The 20,778-nt window shown below is 54.3% G+C and carries 22 protein-coding genes and 2 pseudogenes; 16 read left to right on the forward strand and 8 right to left on the reverse strand.

What is annotated here, in order from left to right; genetic code table 11:
• Positions 1-11: 11 nt before the first annotated feature.
• Positions 12-881, forward strand: a complete 870-nt coding sequence (locus tag ACT3TR_RS06180; RefSeq protein WP_444624988.1) for an ABC transporter substrate-binding protein — start codon at positions 12-14, stop codon at positions 879-881.
• Between the two features lie 273 nt (positions 882-1,154).
• Here the strand turns inward: ACT3TR_RS06180 and ACT3TR_RS06185 are convergent, their stop codons facing one another.
• On the reverse strand, positions 1,155-2,069 hold the full coding sequence (locus tag ACT3TR_RS06185) for a LysR family transcriptional regulator (protein WP_444624987.1): 915 nt from the start codon (positions 2,067-2,069) through the stop codon (positions 1,155-1,157).
• A 134-nt stretch (positions 2,070-2,203) separates the two neighbouring features.
• Here ACT3TR_RS06185 and ACT3TR_RS06190 point away from each other — a divergent pair, with 134 nt between their 5' ends.
• The 5 genes from ACT3TR_RS06190 to ACT3TR_RS06210 are packed head-to-tail and all read left to right on the forward strand — an operon-like array spanning position 2,204 to position 7,690.
• A complete protein-coding gene (locus ACT3TR_RS06190; protein WP_444624986.1) occupies positions 2,204-3,175 on the forward strand; it encodes a TAXI family TRAP transporter solute-binding subunit in 972 nt (323 codons plus the stop codon).
• 19 nt (positions 3,176-3,194) lie between these two features.
• Positions 3,195-5,072, forward strand: a complete 1,878-nt coding sequence (locus tag ACT3TR_RS06195) for a TRAP transporter permease (protein ID WP_444624985.1) — start codon at positions 3,195-3,197, stop codon at positions 5,070-5,072.
• Entirely contained in the window at positions 5,069-5,995 is a 927-nt protein-coding gene (locus ACT3TR_RS06200; RefSeq protein WP_444624984.1) for a 3-hydroxyacyl-CoA dehydrogenase NAD-binding domain-containing protein, read from the forward strand. Before ACT3TR_RS06195 ends, ACT3TR_RS06200 begins: the two co-directional genes overlap by 4 nt.
• Entirely contained in the window at positions 5,992-7,383 is a 1,392-nt protein-coding gene (locus tag ACT3TR_RS06205) for an acyclic terpene utilization AtuA family protein (protein WP_444624983.1), read from the forward strand. The genes ACT3TR_RS06200 and ACT3TR_RS06205 overlap by 4 nt, the downstream gene beginning before the upstream one ends.
• Positions 7,373-7,690, forward strand: a complete 318-nt coding sequence (locus ACT3TR_RS06210; protein WP_444624982.1) for an AtuA-related protein — start codon at positions 7,373-7,375, stop codon at positions 7,688-7,690. The genes ACT3TR_RS06205 and ACT3TR_RS06210 overlap by 11 nt, the downstream gene beginning before the upstream one ends.
• A 63-nt stretch (positions 7,691-7,753) precedes the next feature.
• Here the strand turns inward: ACT3TR_RS06210 and ACT3TR_RS06215 are convergent, their stop codons facing one another.
• From ACT3TR_RS06215 to ACT3TR_RS06225, 3 genes are all read right to left on the reverse strand, one after another.
• Positions 7,754-8,539 carry a molybdopterin-binding protein gene (locus ACT3TR_RS06215; RefSeq protein ID WP_444624981.1) on the reverse strand — a complete coding sequence of 262 codons (786 nt, stop codon included), beginning with the start codon at positions 8,537-8,539 and terminating at the stop codon, positions 7,754-7,756.
• Positions 8,532-9,419, reverse strand: a complete 888-nt coding sequence (locus tag ACT3TR_RS06220; protein WP_444624980.1) for a cytochrome b/b6 domain-containing protein — start codon at positions 9,417-9,419, stop codon at positions 8,532-8,534. Before ACT3TR_RS06220 ends, ACT3TR_RS06215 begins: the two co-directional genes overlap by 8 nt.
• Before the next feature lie 66 nt (positions 9,420-9,485).
• Positions 9,486-9,866: a pentapeptide MXKDX repeat protein gene (locus ACT3TR_RS06225; protein WP_444624979.1), complete on the reverse strand. Its 381-nt coding sequence runs from the start codon at positions 9,864-9,866 to the stop codon at positions 9,486-9,488.
• Positions 9,867-10,053: 187 nt separating this feature from the next.
• Here ACT3TR_RS06225 and ACT3TR_RS06230 point away from each other — a divergent pair, with 187 nt between their 5' ends.
• The 4 genes and pseudogenes from ACT3TR_RS06230 to ACT3TR_RS06245 all read left to right on the forward strand — a co-directional run.
• The gene (locus ACT3TR_RS06230; RefSeq protein WP_444624978.1) at positions 10,054-10,761 is read left to right on the forward strand and encodes a response regulator transcription factor; all 708 of its coding nucleotides are present in this window, start codon (positions 10,054-10,056) and stop codon (positions 10,759-10,761) included.
• The gene (locus ACT3TR_RS06235) at positions 10,758-12,239 is read left to right on the forward strand and encodes a sensor histidine kinase (protein WP_444624977.1); all 1,482 of its coding nucleotides are present in this window, start codon (positions 10,758-10,760) and stop codon (positions 12,237-12,239) included. The genes ACT3TR_RS06230 and ACT3TR_RS06235 overlap by 4 nt, the downstream gene beginning before the upstream one ends.
• 20 nt (positions 12,240-12,259) lie before the next feature.
• Positions 12,260-12,485, forward strand: a pseudogene (locus tag ACT3TR_RS06240) (cytosine permease); the annotation flags it as partial.
• A pseudogene (locus ACT3TR_RS06245) lies at positions 12,472-12,833 on the forward strand (amidohydrolase family protein); the annotation flags it as partial. The pseudogenes ACT3TR_RS06240 and ACT3TR_RS06245, both read left to right, overlap by 14 nt.
• A 16-nt stretch (positions 12,834-12,849) precedes the next feature.
• Here ACT3TR_RS06245 and ACT3TR_RS06250 read toward each other — a convergent pair.
• A complete protein-coding gene (locus ACT3TR_RS06250) occupies positions 12,850-13,299 on the reverse strand; it encodes a GNAT family N-acetyltransferase (protein ID WP_096277655.1) in 450 nt (149 codons plus the stop codon).
• Between the two features lie 125 nt (positions 13,300-13,424).
• On the opposite strand from ACT3TR_RS06250, the gene pcsA reads away from it, so the two are divergent.
• On the forward strand, positions 13,425-14,150 hold the full coding sequence (gene pcsA, locus ACT3TR_RS06255; RefSeq protein ID WP_176483362.1) for a phosphatidylcholine synthase: 726 nt from the start codon (positions 13,425-13,427) through the stop codon (positions 14,148-14,150).
• A 14-nt stretch (positions 14,151-14,164) separates the two neighbouring features.
• Positions 14,165-14,830, forward strand: coding sequence for a DNA-3-methyladenine glycosylase I (locus ACT3TR_RS06260; protein WP_444624976.1), 666 nt, complete (start codon positions 14,165-14,167; stop codon positions 14,828-14,830).
• Between the two features lie 10 nt (positions 14,831-14,840).
• Here ACT3TR_RS06260 and ACT3TR_RS06265 read toward each other — a convergent pair whose 3' ends face one another.
• Positions 14,841-15,392 (reverse strand): fasciclin domain-containing protein, encoded by a 552-nt coding sequence (locus ACT3TR_RS06265; RefSeq protein WP_096277649.1) that lies wholly within the window; start codon positions 15,390-15,392, stop codon positions 14,841-14,843.
• A gap of 198 nt (positions 15,393-15,590) precedes the next feature.
• On the opposite strand from ACT3TR_RS06265, the gene ACT3TR_RS06270 reads away from it, so the two are divergent.
• Together ACT3TR_RS06270 and ACT3TR_RS06275 are read left to right on the forward strand one after the other, a co-directional pair.
• Complete coding sequence (locus tag ACT3TR_RS06270; RefSeq protein WP_444624975.1) at positions 15,591-16,154, forward strand: RNA polymerase sigma factor; 564 nt, start codon at positions 15,591-15,593, stop codon at positions 16,152-16,154.
• Positions 16,133-16,843 (forward strand): anti-sigma factor, encoded by a 711-nt coding sequence (locus ACT3TR_RS06275; RefSeq protein ID WP_444624974.1) that lies wholly within the window; start codon positions 16,133-16,135, stop codon positions 16,841-16,843. Before ACT3TR_RS06270 ends, ACT3TR_RS06275 begins: the two co-directional genes overlap by 22 nt.
• A 12-nt stretch (positions 16,844-16,855) precedes the next feature.
• On the opposite strand, the gene ACT3TR_RS06280 is transcribed toward ACT3TR_RS06275, so the two are convergent.
• The gene (locus ACT3TR_RS06280; protein WP_444624973.1) at positions 16,856-18,304 is read right to left on the reverse strand and encodes an aminotransferase-like domain-containing protein; all 1,449 of its coding nucleotides are present in this window, start codon (positions 18,302-18,304) and stop codon (positions 16,856-16,858) included.
• Between the two features lie 167 nt (positions 18,305-18,471).
• Between ACT3TR_RS06280 and ACT3TR_RS06285 the strand changes: the two genes are divergently transcribed.
• Together ACT3TR_RS06285 and ACT3TR_RS06290 are read left to right on the forward strand one after the other, a co-directional pair.
• Complete coding sequence (locus ACT3TR_RS06285) at positions 18,472-18,657, forward strand: DUF1127 domain-containing protein (RefSeq protein ID WP_444624972.1); 186 nt, start codon at positions 18,472-18,474, stop codon at positions 18,655-18,657.
• A gap of 12 nt (positions 18,658-18,669) precedes the next feature.
• Positions 18,670-19,542 (forward strand): PhzF family phenazine biosynthesis protein, encoded by an 873-nt coding sequence (locus ACT3TR_RS06290; RefSeq protein ID WP_444624971.1) that lies wholly within the window; start codon positions 18,670-18,672, stop codon positions 19,540-19,542.
• Between the two features lie 57 nt (positions 19,543-19,599).
• Here the strand turns inward: ACT3TR_RS06290 and ACT3TR_RS06295 are convergent, their stop codons facing one another.
• Positions 19,600-20,652 carry a class I fructose-bisphosphate aldolase gene (locus tag ACT3TR_RS06295; RefSeq protein WP_444624970.1) on the reverse strand — a complete coding sequence of 351 codons (1,053 nt, stop codon included), beginning with the start codon at positions 20,650-20,652 and terminating at the stop codon, positions 19,600-19,602.
• Positions 20,653-20,778: the final 126 nt, after the last annotated feature.

A 20,778-nucleotide genomic window follows, 5' to 3' on the forward strand; every position in this document is an offset into this window, starting at 1 on the left:
AAGGAAGCCTGATGACGTCTTCGCTTTTCTCCCCCATTTTTACAAAAACGCTCGCGGCAACGCTGCTTGTCTCAATCGCTGCCGCCGCTAATGCCGACCAGCGCATCGCTACGTTTGACCTAGGCAGCCTGGATACGCTTGGTGCGCTCGGCGCCAGTGAACAGGTAGTCGGCCTTCCCAAGCAGAGCCTGCCTGATTATTTATCGGCATATAGCGGCGATGCTTATACCGACTTAGGTGGACTAAAAAATCCTGATTTTGAAGCCATTGCGGACAGCGAACCAAGCCTAATCCTTTATACCGGCCGCCAAAGCGACTGGGAAACCGAGTTAGCAGAGATTGCTCCGCTGCTGAATACCCGCTTACAAGGTGATAATTACCTGGCATCCTTCGATGAAAATGTTCGTCAGATCGCAAGTCACATAGATGCCGAAGCGCATGCAGAAGAAGCCCTCGAAGCCCTGCACGCCGACATTGAAGCTCAGCGCGAAACCCTCAGCAACGCACCGCGTACGCTGGTGGTGACACACAACGGCGGCAACTTGATGCTTAATCAACATCCGGTAGTGCATGACGTATTGGGCGTTGCAGCCCTGGAGATGCCCGATAGCGTTACCAGCGAAACCCGTGGCACGCGTACCTTCACGCCGCTTTCCCCTGACGCGATTGCCGAGATTGCCCCAGACGTGGTGCTGGTGATTGACCGCAGCGCGGCGATTGGCGACGAGCCCGTTAACGCAGAAGCACTCGCACAAGCGCTTGACGATGCTGGAGCCAACACGAAACTCGTACTGCTCACACCCGCGCTCTGGTACCTCTCAGGTGGTGGCCTGCAAAGTTTGAAGCTACAAATCGACGAAGTTGTGGGAGCGCTGAACTAGCTTTTTCAGTGTGAACGTTCCTGGGTCTCAATTTCTACTGCCTTGGCAGTTGCCTTCTGATGCAACTGCCTCGTTTCTGCATCAGACTTATACCGCAACTCATCATTCCCCTCCCTCAAATGATCATCAGCATGCGAGATGTCGACATGAACGTCCTATATGGATGTGAGCCATAACATCCCCCCCCATCAGGGCATCGTATAAACCGCTCATGTCACGCGAAATTTGGAACACCACTCCGAAAAAGCTTTTGCAAAGTTCTGGGCTGACCTTTTACGTCTTGGAATGCAAAAGGTCCGCGCCTGCCGCATGCTCGCGAATGACATTAAGCATCGCGGCAGCTGCAGCAGAAAGGAAACCCCGAGACGGGGTGAGAATACCCAGCGAGCGCGGTACGTAAGGTGCCATCAGTGGTCGCCAACCGATCCCTTCGGTGGATATTTGACGAAAGCTAAGCGAGGGTAATGCCGCCACGCCTAGCCCGGCGGCGACCATTCGCCCAGCCGTGCCGATTTGACTGACTTCGCACATCAGATCCATCTCCAACTCCAGCGTTTGCAACACACTTTCAATGGCCTCGCGTGTACTGGAAAGACGGCTAACGCCTATAATCGGGTAGCTTAATAGTGTTTCCCAACGCACGCTATCTTGCTCAAGCAAGGGATGACCATCTGGGCACACAGCCACAAAGTGGTCTTCCACCAGCGGTTCAAAATGCATTGCTTCTGCACGTAATGGCTGAACGGAGAGGCCAATATCTGCACGGTGGTCACTGACTAACTCATCAACCTGTGAGGCTAATACGTCGTGGACGCTGATTGCGATATTGGGGTAGCGTTGACGGTAATCGGCGAGCACAGCAGGCAAAAAACCAGCCGCGAGGGTCGGCAACGCAGCCAACGTTACTTTGCCACGCTGTTTGTTGAAAAGCTCCCCCAAATCCCCCAGTGCATTATCCCAGTCACTAACTAAGCGCCTTGCCGTCGGTAGAAAAAACTTCCCTTCCGGCGTTAGCAGGACGCCGCGAGGTGAACGGTTGAAAAGCACACCGCCTACCGTCTCTTCTAGCTTACGGATAGCAATACTCAGAGCGGGCTGCGACATATGCAGGCGTTCGGATGCCTCGACGAAACTGCCATATTCAGCGATCGCCACGAAGGCTTTGAGTTGACGGATAGATGGCTGCATAAAAAAAGCAAAAGTCTCGTTCATATAATTATATTAGACAAATACTAGCAGACTCTCCCATTCTTAATAGGGTCAAACGACACGCATCTTCTGGACACCAAAAAACTCACAATACCCAGAGAGAGAGCACTGCTATGTACTCATTGAAGAAACCGCTACTGGCGGCTGTACTTGGTGCTGGCCTGATGGCCGGCACATTACACGCTGACGAGCAGCTCCTGATTGGCTCTACCTCCACGTCTTCCAGCCAATACGGTTATTTCGTTGCTGTAGGTCAAATCATTAACCAGCACGTTGATGGGGTACGCACCTCTGTAGTAGAAACCGGGGCTACCGTGGACAACCTGCGCCGTATTTTGCGCGATCAGGTCGATATGGGGCTGGTCACCACCAACGTGGGTTATCACGCCTATGCAGGCGAAGGCGAATTTGAAGGTCGCCCTGTTGATAACCGGCTGCTGTGGGTCTACTCCCAAGCGCCGCAAAACGTAGTGATACGCCAAGATGCCGATGTTTCAAGCATGGCGGAACTGGATGGCGTTCGGCTTAACCCTGGCATTACAGGCTCAGCAACCGAAGCCACCACGATAGCGGTTATGGAAACACTAGGCCTTTCACCAGAGTATGTGCGTGGCTCAACTACCGACGTGGTCGCTGGGGTGAAAGATAACCGCATGGCGGGATACGTTAAATCTGGCGTGGGTGCCAAGCTGGACGGCTCCTCAATGGATGTCGCTACGTTTACGCCTATCCAAGTGCTGTCGTTAAGCGATGAGCAGTCGGACATGCTACGAGAGCAGATGCCCGATATATCCGTTGTCGATATCCCCGAAGGTGCAGCAGACGGCATCCCCGCCTACGCTACCTGGAGCTTTGGCTTAGCGATGCATTCAAGCCCCGATTTGGATGAAGAAACCGCTTACCAGATCGTCAAGGCAGTGATGGAAAACCCCGAACCACAGGTCAGCGCGCTAGCTAACCTCGCGGGGGCTGACTTGGCAGAACTCACACTGCGTAGCGGCACCGTGCCTCTTCATGCGGGTGCGGCGCGCTATTTCGAAGAACAGGGATACGATATCCCTGAACGCCTGATGCCGGTGGAATAAGCCAAAGGAGCTGAGTTCCATGCGCAACAAACTACTAATGCTAGTCGCCCTTTTACTGGGCGGCTTCATCTTCTATACCTCGGCAACAGGCCCTTTTGAAAGCTTGGTGCATCGTAGTATCTTTCTTGCGCTGGTGATCGTACTGGGGTTGCTCACCTATCCTCTCGGCGCAGGTAAACCCTGGCGTCCGATGGGTATTGTGATTGATTGTTTATTAGCGGCGGGAGCTGTCACCGCTTGCCTTTTCGTGGCCGTTAATGCCAATAACATCCTCACCACGCTTCCCTGGGCCACTTCAAAAGATATGCTAATGACCGTAATGTTGGTCGTCGCTATTTTGGAAGTCGCACGTCGTGCCATTGGCTGGATGTTTCCACTGCTGGTCTCGCTGGGGATTGTTTACGCGCTCTTCGGAGACCGCCTATCCGGACCACTGAGCCACCGTGGGTTTGATACAAGCTTTGTGACCGAGACGCTGTTCCTGGGCGACCTAGGTATCTGGGGCATGCTGCTTGGCGTGGCTGCCACGACCATTGCCGCGTTTGTGCTCTTTGGTAGCCTGCTATTGCACACTGGAGGTGGGCAGACGTTCATTGACCTTTCCATGCGCATTGGTGGCCGTAGCCAAGGGGGCGCTGCCAAAATTGCTACGGTAGCTTCCAGCTTATTCGCCATGGTTAGCGGCAGTGCGGTGGCCAATGTGGCAACGACTGGCAACTTCACCATCCCCATGATGAAACGCTTGAAGTACCCACCTGCTTTTGCCGGCGGCGTTGAGGCGGTCGCCTCTACCGGCGGGCAGATCGCCCCGCCTATCTTAGGTGCAGCGGCGTTTATCATGGCGGAGATCTTGGGTGTCAGCTACGTCACCATTGCCCTGGCCGCGTTGCTACCGGCCATGCTCTTCTATATCGCGGTATTTTTCACTATACATCTTGTCGCCGTTCGCAAAGCACTTCCTCTTGTGCCAGAAAGCGAGCTGCCGGCCTGGCCAGAAGTCCTCCAGTTTAAGCGCCTGCTTCCAATTGTGGCTGCACTGGGTGGACTCTTTGGCGGCGTGCTTAACGGCTACTCTATACAGTTTTCCGCATTTCTAGGGATTGCGCTGTTATTGGTTAGCTTTCTTTTCTTTGCCTTTATCGAACGTATGCCACCTCGGCAAGCGATAGGCTTACTGCTGGCGGGTCTTGAAGATGCCGGTAAGGGTATGGTCATTATCGGCGTACTGTTAGCCGGCGCACAGATTCTCGTTGCGATGCTCAATTTGACCGGCATTGGCGTGACGCTTTCCACGCTGGTGGTTAGCGTTGCTGGCGAGCAGGTATTTTTGGTCGCCCTCATCGTGGCCTTGATCTGCATGATCATGGGTATGGGGATTCCTACCACCGCAGCCTATGTGCTGGTGGCAGCCGTATTGGCCCCTGCCCTTACTCGCATAGGTGTTGAGCCGCTGGTCGCCCACCTGTTTGTGTTCTATTTTGCGACAATATCGGTGATCACACCGCCTGTATGTATCGCCGTATTTGTTGCGGCGGGCATCGCCAAGGCAGGCTGGTTACAGGTAGCAGGCCACGCTATTCGCCTTGGTGCGACCACCTACATCATCCCGTTCTTAATTCTTGCCTACCCAGCACTCATCGGCTTAGGCGACGGATGGGATATTACCTTGGCCGCCGCCCGCGCATTTGCTTTTGTTCTAGCATTTGCCGGGATATTGGGTGGCGCGCGCTTGCTAGGTAACCGCTGGCTGGATAGTGCACTACTGGCCGCTGCTGGCATGCTCGCACTAGTACCCAATGTCACCATCGGCCTGTTGGGTGTCTGCGCCGTAACGGGGCTTTATACCTGGGCATGGCAATCAACTCGCCGGATTACATTGCAGGGAGCCAAGCTATGAATGAGCCGAGCAACACGATAACGCGCATTGCAGTGATTGGCTGCGGCACTATTGGTATCAGCTGGGCGGCATACTTTCTCTCACGCGGCTTACAGGTCACAGCGTTCGATCCTGATGAGGCCGCACGGTCGCAGTTTACTCGCCGTGTCGCCGACGATATGCGGGCGTTAGGGGGCAAGGCTCACGCCCCAGAGATCGCAGACAGCTTGGAGCAGGCGGTTCGGCGTGCTGATTTAATCGTCGAAAATGCGCCTGAGTCTGCAGAGTTAAAGCAGCAGTTGTTGATCGATATTCAGCGCCACTCCCAGGCGTGGATTGCCAGCAGTACATCGTCGCTTAGGCACTCGGATATTGCACTGGCATCACCGGCACCAGAACGCATCGTTATCGCTCATCCTTTCAACCCGCCGCATCTTGTGCCACTGGTCGAGTTATATGGAATCGATAATGCCGTGGTGGAGCGCTTGGCTGAATTTTATCGCGCCATTGGTAAACAGCCGGTCATTATGCGCAAAGAAATGATTGGGCATATTGCTAACCGCCTTTCATCCGCACTATGGCGAGAAGCGCTTTACCTCTTACAGGAAGGCGTGGCCAGCGTGGAAGATATAGATCGAGCGGTCACCGCAGGGCCAGGCTTACGCTGGGCTTTTCAAGGGCCTTTCCTAACCTATCACTTAGGCGGCGGGCAAGGCGGCATTCGCCATTACCTGGAACACCTAGGGCCAAGCCAAGAGTATCGCTGGGCAAGCCTTGGGCAACCCGACATGAACACGGCACTTTTTGAGCAAGTGATACACGGCGTTGAGTCCGCGACCGATGGCAAGTCCATAACCGATTTGAGTGTACAGCGTGACCAACGGTTGATAGCGGTGCAGAAAGCAATCGCGCCTGAGTTTAACCAAGAGGGGAAAACTCAATGACCGTTGTGATCGGTTGTGGTGCGGGCTTTTCGGGGGACCGTACCGATGCAGCTAGACCGTTGGTTGATGCCTTGATGACTTACGATACCCCGAGAGCACTGATGTTCGAGACACTAGGAGAACGGACGCTTGCCGCCGCTCAACTACGTAGAGTCAATGACCCAGAGAGTGGTGATGAACCGCTGCTGGAAGAGTTTCTTGCCCCCATTCTTGGCGACTGCATTACTCACCAGATCACGATTCTAGGCAATTTTGGCGCTGCGAACCCTGATGCTGCCAGACGCCGTATCAGCAGGTTGGCGCATCAAGCAGGATATCCAAACGCGTGCCTAGCCACCGTGCATGGCGATGATGTGCGAGAGCGGCTAAATGAGCTGGACTGGCTTGCCTGGGAAGGCGAGCGCCGCTCGTTACCCGAGCTTGAGTATGTCGTGGCAGCCAATGTGTACCTGGGCGCGGGTGCGCTCATTGATGCCATGGGGCTAGGCGCTCACGTGGTTATTACCGGACGAGTCGCAGACCCCGCGCTGGCATTAGCGCCGCTTTGTTATCACCACGACTGGGCGCGCGACGATTGGGACAGGCTAGCGGCCGGCACCTTGGCCGGTCACTTAATTGAGTGTGGCACGCAGGTAACGGGGGGGTATTTCGCTGACCCTGGCTTTAAGGATGTCCCTGGCATGGCCACCTTGGGCTACCCACTTGTTGAAGTTGAGCGTGATGGTCGCCTAGTGATTACCAAGCCACCGGGCACCGGCGGTTTGGTGACCGAGCAAACCGTTAAAGAGCAACTACTGTACGAAATTCATGACCCTGGTGCGTATATCACGCCCGATGTGGTGATTGATCTGCGCGATGTCAATATCAGGCAGTTGTCCAAGGATCGCGTCGAGGTCACCGGTGTACGCGGTAAGCCTGCACCTGAGCGCTTAAAAACCACCATCAGTTTTTTAGATGGCTATCAGGGTGAAGCAGAAATATCGTACGCAGGCCCCAACGCCTATGCCAGGGCTAGCCTTGCACGAGAAACCCTGCGCCAGCGCTTAGCCATGCGCTGCCCACCCAGCCTACGTTCACGCTTTGATTTGATCGGTGTGTCTAGCGTTTTCGATGGTGATGCACAGCACTCGGCAGCGCCAATCCACGATATGGCTAACGATATCCGGTTGCGCTTAGCGGTCGAACATTGCGACAAACACGCTGTTGAGCTGGCAACCCAGGAATTGCTGGCACTTTACTGCTGTGGGCCGGCAGGCGGCGGTGGCGTTAGGCGTCAGCATTCACAGCGGCTGAAGACAGCGTCATTCCTGGTGCCAAGGCATCAAGTCGTGCCCACCGTTACCTTGCACGGAGGAAATAATCACGAAGGAAATGACTATGAGACATAACCTGCACCTATACGCCCATGCCCGAGCGGGCGATAAGGGCGACCGATTGAGCTTAGGCGTATTCGTGTATCAAGAGGAATACTATCCCTGGCTGATCGAGCAGCTCACCGAGGCACGCGTGGCGGAGATGTTCAAACACCGCGGTGCCAGCAGCGTTACTCGCTATCTTTTACCCAACCTCAAAGGGATTAACTTAGTGCTTGATGACACGCTGCAAGGAGGAGTGAATGGTGCCCTAAACCTGGATGGGCATGGCAAAACGCTATCGGCCTTATTACTATCGATGGCGGTAACTCCTCCAGCATAGGTGAGCCTGTACGATGCTGCGAAAACCTGATTCCAGAATAGAATCAGGCAATCGACAGCGGTATCAGATACCGGCCCACCAGTTATAGCCGCGATCTTCCCAATAGCCGCCTTTGCCACCGTTTAGGCTTTTGAAGCTGTCGACGAGTTCGACTCGCATCACGTATTTGGCATGCTTGTAACCAAGCTGACGTTCGGCGCGTAGTCGAATCGGCGCGCCGTTGGCAATCGGCAGAGCCTCTCCGTTGAGGTCGTAGGCAAGTAATGTCTGCGGATGATACGCCTCAATCAAATCCAGGCTCTCGTAATAGAAATCATTGCCGCCGAAGGTGTTGTCGGCGCAGTGAAAAACAACGAATCGCGCATTATCGCTTGGCCCCACGAGATCCAATAGATCGCCCAATACGGCACCGCTCCATTGGCCGATACAGCTCCAGCCTTCAACACAGTCATGGCGGGTAATCTGTGTGCGCGAAGGCAAGTTTCGCAACTGGCTCATCGACAGCTCCATCGGCTGAGCAACCAGCCCATCAATGCGCAGCCGCCAATCCACAAACTGGTTGGCGGCCATCTGTCGGTAGGCGGCATCTCGGGGATTAGTTTCTCCGTTAGGGCGAAAAACCGGAGCAATTTGGCTGGCATCGAACTCCTGCGCCAACGATTGGCGAGAAGCGATTAAACGCTGCGCCTTACGGGTTAGGTTCTCAACCGAGCCCAATGTCTGCTGCACGGCGTCGTTTCTCGACATCCGATCGCAGCCGCTGAGAAGCGCGCCTGCACCCAGCGCACCGAGACCCGAAAGCACTTTGCGCCGGCTATGGTCAGGTTGCTTGCCTACGCGTTTATCCATGATCTTTCTCCGCGTTGTCATGGTGAGATGCCTGTATGCGATAACGACCGGTGATCATCGAACGTAGATTGTTAAAGACGCCCGAAAGCAATACGAGCGCAATGTGAACAATAAAAAAGCCGACCAGTGAAAACGCACAGATAAAATGAATGGTTCGGCCACTTTGTCGGCCACCAAACAGTTCTGTGATCCAGGGCCAGGCAGCATTAACAGTGGGCGACATGGAAAGTCCACTCAGGATCATGATCGGCAGTAATCCGAACAACACCAAAATATAGGTCAGCTTCTGAATGCCGTTGTAGTCGGCGACGTGATGAAAACGCAGGCGCGCATGGTCGATGAGCGTTCTCGGCATCTCGCGCCACTGCGACCTGGTCGGAAAAATCAGTTGCCGCCGGCGCCGACTTACCAGGGTATAGAGCAGATAAGCCACTATCGAGGGGGCGAAGACCCAAGCTGCCAGGAAGTGCCAGTTACGCCCCATGCTCAGCCATTGGGGACCCGGTAACGTCGCCCATTCGGGAAAGCCGCGTTCGCGGAGCCTGCCGTTACTGCTCGATAACCCCAGTACGCCGGTGGTGACGATTTCATACCCGGCTAGCTGGACGACGCCCTGATCATTACCATCAGCGTCCGGCTCGGCATGAATGGCCAGAAAGGGTTGTGAGAAAGAGGACTGTTCGCCCCAGTAAAGCGCCGGGTGCGCGTTAAAAATTTGTAGGCCGCTCATCAATAAAATGATCAGCGTGATGAAATTGACCCAGTGCCACAATCGTGTCGCCACGCTATGACGTTTTATGACTGTGGTTGAATGGGTGTCGTGGTTCTCGGGCGTGAACTTTGCTTGGTTTTGGGCATCCGCAGGAAGCTGGGTATTCATAGGTATACCTCTATTATCAGCGAATCAGCTTGCCGGCGGTCTGGCCGCCGGCGTTCCTTCCGGCGTTCAGTTGCTGTTTTCATCCTGCATCATTGAGTCTTCTTCCATCGAATCGTCGCCCATAGCGTCATGATCCATTGAGTCCTGACCCATAGAACCTTCACCCATTGAATCTTCGCCCATGGCATCATGGTCCATCGAATCCTGATCCATTGCGTCTTCGCCCATGGCATCATGGTCCATCGAGTCCTGGCCCATTGCGTCTTCACCCATGGCATCATGACTCATCGAATCCTGGCCCATCGAGTCTTTTTCCATGGCGTCATGACCCATTGAATCCTGCTCCATGCTGCTAGACTCGGCCATTACGCCCGCCGCACACAATAGGCCACCGGCTAGCAGGCTGGCACTCAGTACACTCAGGATACGTGATTGATTGGTTTTCATGGTGTTGGCTCCATTGAGAAACATCATTATCACCGTACCGATATTGATACGGTTATCTCGCACTTTAGAAGAGCCCCGATCATCAAATCATCACGAATTGATAACGCGCTCGACGTTTTTCTTTTGTGATGACCTCTTTTATCTTGACCGTTTAAACTGAACGTCCATCACCTGGGACGCTACGCTCATGTCACGATCCATCTTATGTGTTGAAGACGATCCCGATATCGGACGCTTATTGGTGACTATATTGGAAGGCGCTGGCTACGCCGTGGATTGGGTCATGGACGGAGAGACAGCGCTAACACGCTGGGAATCAGCCTCGTTGATCCTGCTGGACTTGATGCTGCCGGGGATCGATGGCTTAACGGTTTGTCGTGAGATTCGCGCCCGCCATGCCACGCTGCCGTTAATCATGCTAACGGCGCGTGCTGGCACGCATGATGTCGTTACCGGACTCGAAATTGGCGCCGACGACTATCTCGCCAAACCGTTCGATAACGAGATCCTGCTGGCGCGCATACACGCGCTACTGCGCCGACACGGGCAAGCAGAGATCGGGGCACCCGCTAAACTGATCGTGGCACACGAGCTGGCGATCGATATCGCCAACCATCGCGTCAGCCTGGAAGGGCAGTGGCTGTCGTTAACCGCGCGCGAATTCGCGTTGCTATCGCTTTTCGCTCAGCATCCTGGGCGAGGCTTTTCGCGTGGGGAGCTACTTGATCTGGTATGGGGAGCGGAGTTCGAGGGGTTCGATCACACCGTCAATACGCATATCAATCGACTACGCGGCAAGATAGAAAAAGACCCGGCGCACCCGTGCTATATCCATACCGTGTGGGGCATCGGGTACCGTTTTACCGACGACGTGGCCGCGGGCGGAAAACCATGAAGCTGTTACGCGCCCTGGGGCGTATCTACCGTAGTCTCTATGCGCGTATTGCGCTGATCTACCTGGCTAGCCTGATCGCGATGTCATTGACGACCGCCTGGATTGCCGTGGGGCAATTCGATCAGTTGGGCCGCGAGTGGTTGCAGCGTAGCCAGCTGGACCTGGCGAAAAATTTGGCGACGGTCATGCAGGTACCGCTTGAACAGGGTGCCGATAGCGTGCCAGCCCATCGCGCCGCCGAACGTATTATGAGTATCAATCCGGCTTTGTCAGTGTTCACGCTAGATGCAGATGGGCGAGTAGTGGCCGCCTATAACGACTTAGGCTGCGGATTAGGAACCAGCATCGATACAGCACCGATTCAGCAGTTACTATCGAGCACACCAATGCTGCCTGTTTACGCGCAAATGCCTTGCCACGACAACGATAACGTCTTTTCTGCTGCACGAGTGACACTGGGTGAAGAGCAGGCTCCCGGCTATCTTTATGTGTCATTAGAGGCAGATACCCACATGTCGATGGTCGGCATGTGGCAAACCAGTAGTATTTCGCGCTCGCTACTGGTGGCCGGCATCGTAGCACTGGTGCTGGCCGGTGGGGTCGGGCTGCTACTGTTCGCGCTATTGACCCGCCGCTTTTCCCGGCTGACACGCGCGGTGCAACGCTTTGCGGGTGGCGACTATGGCCAACGAATCGAGTCAAGCATGGATGATGAAATCGGCCGTGCTGGCTACGCTTTTAACGATATGGCCGCCACTATCGAAGCGCAGCTCGATGCCCTGAGTGAGAATGACCGCCAACGTCGCGAGATGATCGCGAACCTTTCGCACGAATTCCGCACGCCGTTGACGTCATTGCGTGGCTACGCTCAACAACTTGGCAACGAGATGCCGCCGATGGATCTCAAGCATCGCCAGCAGATAAGCGCCATTTTCGCTAACGTGGACCGTTTGACGCGGTTAGCAAATCAATTATCGCTGCTGGCTCGCGTTGATGTGTCGGATCGCCCGTTGAACAAGGAGCCCTTTTCAATCAACGAGCTGGCTCACGATATCGTCGGCAAATTCCGGCCACGCGCTGAAGCAGCGTCGGTCTCACTCGTCGTTACCAGTGATGAGGGATTAGCGCTTGTGGATGCCGATCTGGAGTTAATCGACCGTGCACTCACCAACTTGGTCGACAACGCCTTGTCTGCTACGGAAGCGGGCGGTGATATAACACTGTCGATTCTTAACGAGCTCTCGGGTGTGCAGGTCTGCGTGAAAGACACCGGGATTGGATTGACCAAAGAGGAAATCCCTCTTATTACTCAGCGTTTCTATCGCACGGCAGGTAGCCGCGGGCGCTGCGAAGGTAATGGCCTAGGGCTAGCTATTGTGGCCGAGATATTGAGACGGCATAACACGCGACTATTCATCGACAGCCAGCCGAGCATGGGAACGCGCTTTCGCTTCACGCTGTCTGCCGTTGGAAAATAATATGCTGACACGTCTCTTGCTTCGTCTATAGCCAGCTGCTACGGATCGTTCTGATAGGCAACTTACGGCTGGCAACGCTTGCTTATATCGCCTGTAAAAGCGGGCTTAACGCCGTCCTAGATGGGGCGTTTCTGCTTTGGCGAGAAAGGCAGCAAACTCTCCGACGTCATTCTTAGTTTTACTCAAATCGGCTGGTACGCCTGGGGCACGGCTACGCTTGCTTTAGTAAGCGTTAAACGCAGCGGGCATTAACGTGTGCTTTGCCGAAGACTCTATTTTGACCCCTGGTATTCCCTGGGCAACGGTAAACTTTTGCGAACGCTAGATTTCGGCCTGCATATTTGCCAAATGATGGGCTACCAAGACTTCGGCCAGGCGCTGTCACTGATTACCGATAACAGTGCGCGTACCCTGAATATTGAAGATCGTTATGGCATAGAAGTGGGCAAACCCGGCAATTTCAACTTACTGGAGGGTGAAGATGACTACAGCGTACTGCGCACCCAGGGCGAGGTACTGCTTTCAGTCCGCCACGGTGAGATCATCATGCAGCGTGAGCCGGCTAAGATCGTCACCCCACCGTGGCTTGGCTAAGGCAATCCCATAAAGATTATTTGACGTCTAATAGATAGCCGTAAAACGCCGTATTGCGCTGCCAGCCCAACGATTCATAAAGATGTTGGGCTCGCTCGTTCTCAACCTGCGTCATCAATATTAGGCGGGGAACGCCATGATCGCGAGCAAGCTGGGTAGCAGCATCCATTAGCGCCCTACCGGTACCTTTCTCACGGCAACCAGGTAATACAAATAGATCATTTAACGTCCAGCGCGCATTCAAGCCTACCGTAGAAACACCGGGATAAAGCTGCACGAAACCAGTGAGTGTGCCTTCACTGCTTTCACTTACCAAAATGAATGAATCTCCTAACCCCATGCGTTGGCCTAAAAATTCACGAGCGGCCTGCATATCACTCGGCTGCTGATAAAATTGACGGTAGCCATCTAACAGCTCGGTTAAGGCATCCAGGTCATTAATGTTTGCTGCACGAACGATAGTCATCAGGAATCTTCCTTAGATAGCATGCCTGCGTATTCTCTAGGTGCCTACTTATAGTAGTGTAGCGACTTAAACGCTTATCCATACACCAAACAACAGTAGAACACGATGTTCTCAACGGGGTTAATGTGGCTCAACCGCTCTCTTCGCAAGCAGGCTCACACGCATCGCGATGCAAAGCATGGAGCGTACACGCATTTACGGCAAGTGGAGTACTACTTGGCACGATGGCGTTGCTGTCACTGATCGACAACGATCCGGTAGCCTGCCTTCTCTGGTTAGGCGCCGCGATGATGGTGGATGGTGTCGATGGCGCGCTCGCCCGTAAATACGAAGTGAAGGCCATACTGCCCCATTTCGACGGCTCGACCCTGGATATGGTGATCGATTACCTAACCTGGGCCTTTATTCCCGCCTTGTTTATCTACTTCTTTGTTGAATTGCCGTCTTATCTTGAACTGCTGTCGGTGTTCATCATTCTGCTGTCATCGATGTTCTGTTTCTGCAACGTTGGCATGAAGAGTCAGGATAACTACTTCGTGGGTTTTCCTGCGGCCTGGAATATCGCTGCCGCCTATTTCTATATTCTCGATCTCTCACCGTTCATCACGTTTGCCACGATCGTATTGCTGGCCATCCTCACCGTGACAAAGATGAAGTTCCTGCATCCCTTCCGGGTGCGTCTGTTCATGCCGTTCAATATTGCGATCACTCTAGCGTGGTGCGCCTGCGTTACGTCACTGCTGCTCTCAAGCTCCGAGCACGCAGCCTGGGCACTCTGGGGGTGGGGTATTGCATCGGCCTATTTCATCGGTATGTGCTTATGGCGTACTGCCAAAGAATGGTTTGATTGAGAGGTAGGCAACGCATGGCTAACGAGTTTATCGCCCCCGATGGACACCCGCGCTGCTTGTGGTGTGGCGGCGCACCGGAGTTTCTTCCCTATCATGACAATGAATGGGGCTTCCCGGTCGACAACGACCAACGGCTATTTGAAAAGCTGTGCTTGGAAAGTTTTCAATCAGGCTTGAGCTGGCGCACCATTCTTAACAAGCGCGAGAACTTTCGCGCGGCCTTCCACCACTTCGACATTCATCAGGTCGCCCGCTTTAACGAAGACGACGTACAGCGCTTACTGCAGGACGCGGGGATTATTCGTCACCGGGGCAAGATTGAAGCCGTCATTAATAACGCGCAGCGCGCATTGGAAATGATTGAACAGGAGGGGTCGCTTGCCGCGTTTTTCTGGGGGTTTGAGCCGACGTTAGATCCGTTGCAAGAGCCGCAGTCGCAGACAACATCGCCTGAGTCTGTAGCACTATCAACATCACTCAAGAAAAGGGGCTGGAAGTTTGTGGGCCCGACTACGGCCTTTGCATTTATGCAGGCAATGGGGCTCATTAATGATCATGCCAACGGGTGCATCACACGAAAGAAAGCAGCTCAGGCACGCAGACTATTTACACGCCCCGCCAACAAACGACACTCGTCGCCGGGAAGCCCGGCGACGAGTGAGTTAGCGCAGAATAAATAGCGGCTAATGCTTAGGGCATTAAGACGCTATCAATCACGTGGATCACGCCGTTAGATTGGGCCACATCAATAACGGTGATGTTAGCGCCGTTACCTTGAGCATCCATGACCATCAGGTTATTGCCGTTACGCACCACGGTCAGGTACTCGCCCTGTACGGTTTGGAAGGCAACGGTACCGTCGTTCTCCATCACTTCTTCCCACAGGGCATCACGGTTTAGATTACCGGGCACCACATGGTAGGTAAGAACAGTCTGCAATTGCTCAATATTTTCAGGTTGTAACAAGGTATCTACTGTGCCAGCAGGCAGAGCCGCAAAGGCTTCATCCGTCGGGGCAAATACGGTAAATGGGCCTTCACCCTGTAGCACATCCACCAGCTCAGCGGCCTTAACTGCTGCGACTAGCGTGGTATGGTCGCCGGAGTTAACGGCATTCTGAATGATATTGCGCTCAGGCAACATGCTAGCGCCACCAACATTAGTGGGGCCATGATCCGCCAAAGCAGCACTGGTCCATAAAGCGGTTGCACATAGGCTAGCAGCAAGAAGTTTGAGTTTCATTCGGGCATCTCCTGATGATCATTATTGGTTTGTCATTAAAAGGCCCCTTTAATGCAGGCTCACCAATGTTTACGTGGCTAAGATCTGTGTGGATGCACAATTCTCACAAAAAAATTCTAGCCAACTGACTCAGTACGCTTGCCTTCAACGCGCGACTCGCCAAGACTGGTGGATCGGTTCGTTCTGCAGAGATCCTGAATGTTAGACGCGACTCAACGTCATCAATACCTGATCGACCAGCTCAATGGCTGTGCGCATGGCAATCGCCAGGCCCTCGAACGCCTCTATCGTGCCTCATCGGCGCATCTGTATGCGCAGTTGCTGCGTATAGTCAGAAACGAGAGCGCTGCACAGGACTGCCTACAACATGTGTTTATCAAGATATGGCACGCTGCCGACCAATATGATGAAACGCGGGCTAAGCCGATGACGTGGCTGTCAACGATGACCCGCAACATTGGTATTGACTGGTTGCGACGCCAAAAACCGCAGGATGCAACCGCTCATGAGCCGTTGCTGGAAACACTGTTTAGCACCGATGATCCTGAAGACGACAGCATGAGCGCACAGCAGAACAGCAAGCTCCAAGACTGTTTAGACACGCTTAGCCGTCAGCAGCGCCAAGTCATGGAAATGGCCTTCTTTCAAGGGCTAACCCACAGCGAACTGGCCGACTCCTTAGCCCAGCCACTGGGTAGCGTCAAAAGCTGGATTCGCCGTGGACTCGAGAGGTTAAAAACATGTCTGACCAGTGGGATTTAACCAGTGCTGAGGAACGTCATCTAGCCGCTGGCGAGTACGTACTAGGAGTGCTGGACAGCGACCAAAAAGCACGCTTTGAAGCGCTGCTTGCTGTCAGCCACGACGTACGTAATGACGTAGACAACTGGCGCGAGCATCTGCAGCTGTTTAATGAGCGCCTTGATCCTAAAACGCCACCAAAAGAGATTTGGCAGCGCATTACCCATGCGACGGGGACGCGTACCACCCCGTGGTGGCAGCGCTTAGGTGCCTGGCAGGCGATGGCTGCCAGTTTTGGCGCGATCGCCGTTGCATTGGGATTGCTATGGCAACAGGCCGCGCTGACGACGATTCCTTCCGGGGAGGCCGTATTCGTCGTTCAGGATGAATCACAAACGCCGGGATGGATTATCAGCGCAACCGCCGATGGAGAGCTGCTCGTTCAGACTGTGCAACCGACCCAGCTGGGCCGTGAACAAACGGGTGAGCTGTGGCTAATCGCCGACGGCACGCCAGTTTCGCTAGGCCTTTTACCCGACCAAGGCAGCCAGCGCTTGCAGCCGAGCGCTCAACTACGCGAGCGGTTATTCACTGCCGATTTAGCCGTCAGTATTGAGCCTCATGGAGGCGCACCCGCTGGGCAGCCCACTGGCCCCATTATCGACCATGGCCGCTTAACGCCGGTGCGCGGCAGCACCATTAGTTTATGACACACGGCTACGTTATAGCGCAGACAGGCCATGTTCATGCTGCTGCGCCTCTTCCACCATGTCTGCGGCAAACTCCCCCACTGTACGCACGGCATCCTCTATAACCGGTGTTAGCGTGAAGGCATAGTTAAGGCGCAGACACTGGCGAAATTTTCCAGAAGCTGAAAACAGCGACCCTGGTGCTACGTGAATTGCACGCTTGGCTAAGCGCTCGTTAAGCTTCACGCAGTCCACCGCAGCAGGCAACTCCACCCAGAGCAAAAAACTCCCCTGTGGGTAGCTAATGCCCGAACCTTCAGGAAAGTAGCGCTGCACCCAACTGATCATGATATCGCGCTGGCGTTGGTATTGGCGGGTGGCGTAACGCACATGGCGCTCGTAATGGCCTTTAGCAACGAACTCCGCCACCGCTAATTGCGGCAGCGTGGCTGAAGCGCCGGTGGAGACGTACTTCATATGCAGTGCCTGATCGCGATAGCGGCCCGGCGCCAACCAACCTACCCGCAACCCCGGGCCCACCGTTTTGGAAAAGCCACTGCACAGCATCACCCGACCATCGTCATCAAAGGATTTAACGGTGCGCGGCCTAGGCAGGTTAAATGACAAATCCCCGTAAATATCATCCTCGATAATCGCCACATCGAAGCGTTGGGCAAGCTGAAACAGCGCCCGCTTGCGTGCTTCAGGCATGGTGTAGCCCAGCGGGTTATTGAAGGTCGGCGTGACCTGTATCGCCCGAATCGGCCATTGCTCTAATGCCAACTCTAAAGCTTCCAGACTGATACCGGTTTGTGGGTCGGTAGGAATTTCCAGCGCTTTTAAGCCGATCGCCTTGAGAATTTGCATGGTGCCATAAAAACTGGGCGAGTCCACGGCCACCACATCACCAGGCTGTGTGAGAGTGCGCAGCGAAATGGACAGCGCTTCCTGGCAGCCAGTGGTCACCATAATGTCGTCAGGGTGCAGCAAGCAGCCGGAGGCAATCGCCAGTCGAGCCACCTGCTGACGCAGCTCGGGGCTACCGCTCAGCTTGTCGTAATTGAATCCCATTAAGTCATTATGGCGATGTAGGCTGGCAAGAATTTTTGACAGCGGCCGCAGCGTCTCATACTCAAGATTCGGCACGCCACGCCCAAGCAACAGCCGCGCATCATCCCGCTGGGTAGCGACGAGTTCCAGCACCTGATCCCATTGAGAAACGTCCAATGGGCGCTGCGCGGGTCGCGACATGGACGGCAGAACTGGCGGCACCCTGCTCGGCAACACGAAATAACCCGATTTAGGCCGTGACTCAATCAACGCCACGTCCATTAATTGCCGGTAAGCTTCCTGCGCAGTGGAAATGCTAACGCCTAACTCTTGGCAAACCGCGCGAATAGAAGGCAAACGATCGCCCACACGATAAATACCGTGCTCGATACGCTCCTGTAACGCATTGGCAACTTCTTCATAACGCGTCACGGCAGTGGCTCCTCGCTGTCGCTGCAACAATACAGATAGCTATTTATAGCCCATACAGAGTGATAAAACACTTCATCTGTATCTTTATAATATAAATTTCTATATCTGTATCGTCATAGCGACGCTGAGTAACCTAATGAGGCATATCGCATTCAAGGAGCACCGTCATGCTACGCCTCAACCTTACTCAGCTTCGCTACCAGTTAAGCGCCACGTTACGAAAATACCATCAGCTCCGTCGCAGCCGCCGCCAGCTACTGACACTTGATGACCGCTTGCTAAAAGATATTGGTATCAGCCGCGCCCAGGCAAAAAAAGAGGGCCAAAAAGCCTTTTGGAAACGCTCACTTTAAAGGGAGAACGGTATGAAAACCGTTGAGTACTATTTACTCGATGTATTTACCGACCAGCCGTTTGCCGGCAACCCATTGGCCGTCTTTCTGGAGGCCGATGGGCTGGCGACCAGCACTATGCAGGCCTTGGCCAATGAGCTTAATCTTGCTGAAACGGTGTTTTTAGGCGCGGCTGCTGGGCCGAATCACTACTCGATGCGTATTTTCACGCCCACGCGTGAGCTGCCTTTCGCCGGACATCCCACGGTAGGCACCGCGCGCCTGTTAGCAGAGCTGAACCTAGTCAACCCTGCGCAAGAGGTTGTTCTACAGCCCCCTATCGGCGAGCTAATGGTTAGTTATAAACAGGGAAGAGCCACCTTTACTACCGCTCAGCGGGCCAAGGTCATGGGCAGCACTATTGATCATGCCACCGCGGCTAAGCTCCTCGGATTGGAAAGCCACCAGGTGATTGGCAGCCCCGTATTTTCGTCCTTCGGACTACCCTTTCATCTGATCGAGTTAGTCGATCATGAAGCGTTGGTGCGCATCAGCATCGACAACGCACTATGGGGAAGTTCGGTGATGACGAGCAGCGCAGAGCAGGTCTACCTATACGTAACGGAGCCATCAAACAACACAACCATCCAGATCAGCAGCCGTATGTTCTGTATGCACGCGAGTATCTGTGAAGACCCGGCCACCGGCAGCGCCGCAGCCGCTTTAACGGGCTATTTGGCCTCACTCCAGCCAGATGCCTTGCAGTGCACGATTCATCAGGGCGATGAAATGGGGCGGCCCAGCGTTATTCATACCGCCGCCAATGGAGAGATCGAACCTGGTTTCGTCACGGTTGGCGGTAATGCCGTCGTAGTGGGTCAGGGCGCGTTTAAACTTCATCAATAGGGCGTACCCAGCACGCCCTGCCCCGCTCATTCCCCCAAGCGCTGCCGTAGAGACCGATCAGGCTATCGTCACGTCGGTAGAGAGATAGACATCCTGAATCGCATGCAGCAGATCAACGCCTTCCTGCATCGGTTTTTGGAATGCTTTGCGCCCAGAAATCAGGCCCATTCCCCCCGCACGCTTGTTAATAACCGCCGTGCGTACTGCATCGCCAAGATCAGAGTGTCCTTTGGAGCCACCGCCGGAATTAATCAAACCCGCACGGCCCATAAAGCAGTTGGCTACCTGATAGCGGGCCAGGTCAATGGGATGATCAGTCGTCAGCTCGCTATACACTTTATCGTGGGTATGCCCGAAGCCAACCGCGTTGTAGCCGCCGTTATTCTCAGGCAGTTTCTGTTTAACGATATCCGCTTTAAGGGTGGCGGCCATGTGATTGGCTTGACTGGTGAGGTCAGCCGAGGCGTGATAATCGTTGCTACCCTGTTTGAACTCAGGATTACGCAGGTAAGCCCACAATACCGTCACCATTCCCAACTGGTGGGCGCGCTCGAAAGCCTCGCTAATCTCCATGATTTGCCGACGGCTCTCGTGAGAGCCAAAATAAATAGTCGCCCCTACTGCCACGCAGCCCATGTCGTGGGCCTGCTCCACATCGGCAAATAGCGTCTGATCGTATATCGCCGGGTAGCTCAAGGTTTCGTTATGATTGAGCTTTAACATCATTGGAATCTTATGAGCATAACGTCGCGCTACGGAAGAGAGAACGCCTAGCGTTGAAGCCACGCCGTTGCAGCCCCCTTCAAGGGCTAACTCGACAATATTGGCCGGGTCAAAGTAACGCGGGTTAGGCGCGAAAGAGGCGCCTGCCGAGTGCTCAATGCCCTGATCTACCGGCAACAGGCTGAGATAGCCAGTGCCTGCCAAACGCCCATGATCGAAAAACGCCTGCATATTGCGCAGTACCAATGGACTGCGGTCGCTATCGGCCATCACGCGGTCAATAAAATCAGGGCCAGGAAGATGCAAGTCCTCACGACGAACTCCCTGGCACGTATGGTTAAGCAAGCTGTCGGCGTCACTGCCTAGCAGAGCGGCTAAATCAATCATGATGAACTCCTTGAGGTGTTTCGTAACAAAAAGTAAGCACGGATCAGATACTGCTTTAATAGAGCCTAGTCTTTCAATAGAGCATAGCGGAAACCCCACCGCAATCAGGCAACGCTTGGTTTCCCT

It is taken from the genome of Halomonas sp. AOP12-B1-6, assembly GCF_052379225.1.
In the GTDB taxonomy this organism is placed as follows: Bacteria; Pseudomonadota; Gammaproteobacteria; order Pseudomonadales; family Halomonadaceae; genus Vreelandella; species Vreelandella casei.

What these genes read in the sequence shown, in the direction of transcription:
- ACT3TR_RS06190 (WP_444624986.1), top strand. Translation starts at nt 2,204, where the DNA reads ATGTACTCATTGAAGAAACCGCTACTGGCGGCTGTACTTGGTGCTGGC.
- ACT3TR_RS06220 (WP_444624980.1), bottom strand. Translation starts at nt 9,419, where the DNA reads ATGAATACCCAGCTTCCTGCGGATGCCCAAAACCAAGCAAAGTTCACG.
- ACT3TR_RS06205 (WP_444624983.1), top strand. Translation starts at nt 5,992, where the DNA reads ATGACCGTTGTGATCGGTTGTGGTGCGGGCTTTTCGGGGGACCGTACC.
- ACT3TR_RS06200 (WP_444624984.1), top strand. Translation starts at nt 5,069, where the DNA reads ATGAATGAGCCGAGCAACACGATAACGCGCATTGCAGTGATTGGCTGC.
- ACT3TR_RS06185 (WP_444624987.1), bottom strand. Translation starts at nt 2,069, where the DNA reads ATGCAGCCATCTATCCGTCAACTCAAAGCCTTCGTGGCGATCGCTGAA.
- ACT3TR_RS06215 (WP_444624981.1), bottom strand. Translation starts at nt 8,539, where the DNA reads ATGGATAAACGCGTAGGCAAGCAACCTGACCATAGCCGGCGCAAAGTG.
- ACT3TR_RS06285 (WP_444624972.1), top strand. Translation starts at nt 18,472, where the DNA reads ATGCTACGCCTCAACCTTACTCAGCTTCGCTACCAGTTAAGCGCCACG.
- ACT3TR_RS06180 (WP_444624988.1), top strand. Translation starts at nt 12, where the DNA reads ATGACGTCTTCGCTTTTCTCCCCCATTTTTACAAAAACGCTCGCGGCA.
- ACT3TR_RS06195 (WP_444624985.1), top strand. Translation starts at nt 3,195, where the DNA reads ATGCGCAACAAACTACTAATGCTAGTCGCCCTTTTACTGGGCGGCTTC.
- ACT3TR_RS06230 (WP_444624978.1), top strand. Translation starts at nt 10,054, where the DNA reads ATGTCACGATCCATCTTATGTGTTGAAGACGATCCCGATATCGGACGC.
- ACT3TR_RS06210 (WP_444624982.1), top strand. Translation starts at nt 7,373, where the DNA reads ATGAGACATAACCTGCACCTATACGCCCATGCCCGAGCGGGCGATAAG.
- ACT3TR_RS06235 (WP_444624977.1), top strand. Translation starts at nt 10,758, where the DNA reads ATGAAGCTGTTACGCGCCCTGGGGCGTATCTACCGTAGTCTCTATGCG.
- ACT3TR_RS06260 (WP_444624976.1), top strand. Translation starts at nt 14,165, where the DNA reads ATGGCTAACGAGTTTATCGCCCCCGATGGACACCCGCGCTGCTTGTGG.
- ACT3TR_RS06250 (WP_096277655.1), bottom strand. Translation starts at nt 13,299, where the DNA reads ATGACTATCGTTCGTGCAGCAAACATTAATGACCTGGATGCCTTAACC.
- ACT3TR_RS06265 (WP_096277649.1), bottom strand. Translation starts at nt 15,392, where the DNA reads ATGAAACTCAAACTTCTTGCTGCTAGCCTATGTGCAACCGCTTTATGG.
- ACT3TR_RS06275 (WP_444624974.1), top strand. Translation starts at nt 16,133, where the DNA reads ATGTCTGACCAGTGGGATTTAACCAGTGCTGAGGAACGTCATCTAGCC.
- ACT3TR_RS06270 (WP_444624975.1), top strand. Translation starts at nt 15,591, where the DNA reads ATGTTAGACGCGACTCAACGTCATCAATACCTGATCGACCAGCTCAAT.
- ACT3TR_RS06225 (WP_444624979.1), bottom strand. Translation starts at nt 9,866, where the DNA reads ATGAAAACCAATCAATCACGTATCCTGAGTGTACTGAGTGCCAGCCTG.
- ACT3TR_RS06295 (WP_444624970.1), bottom strand. Translation starts at nt 20,652, where the DNA reads ATGATTGATTTAGCCGCTCTGCTAGGCAGTGACGCCGACAGCTTGCTT.
- ACT3TR_RS06290 (WP_444624971.1), top strand. Translation starts at nt 18,670, where the DNA reads ATGAAAACCGTTGAGTACTATTTACTCGATGTATTTACCGACCAGCCG.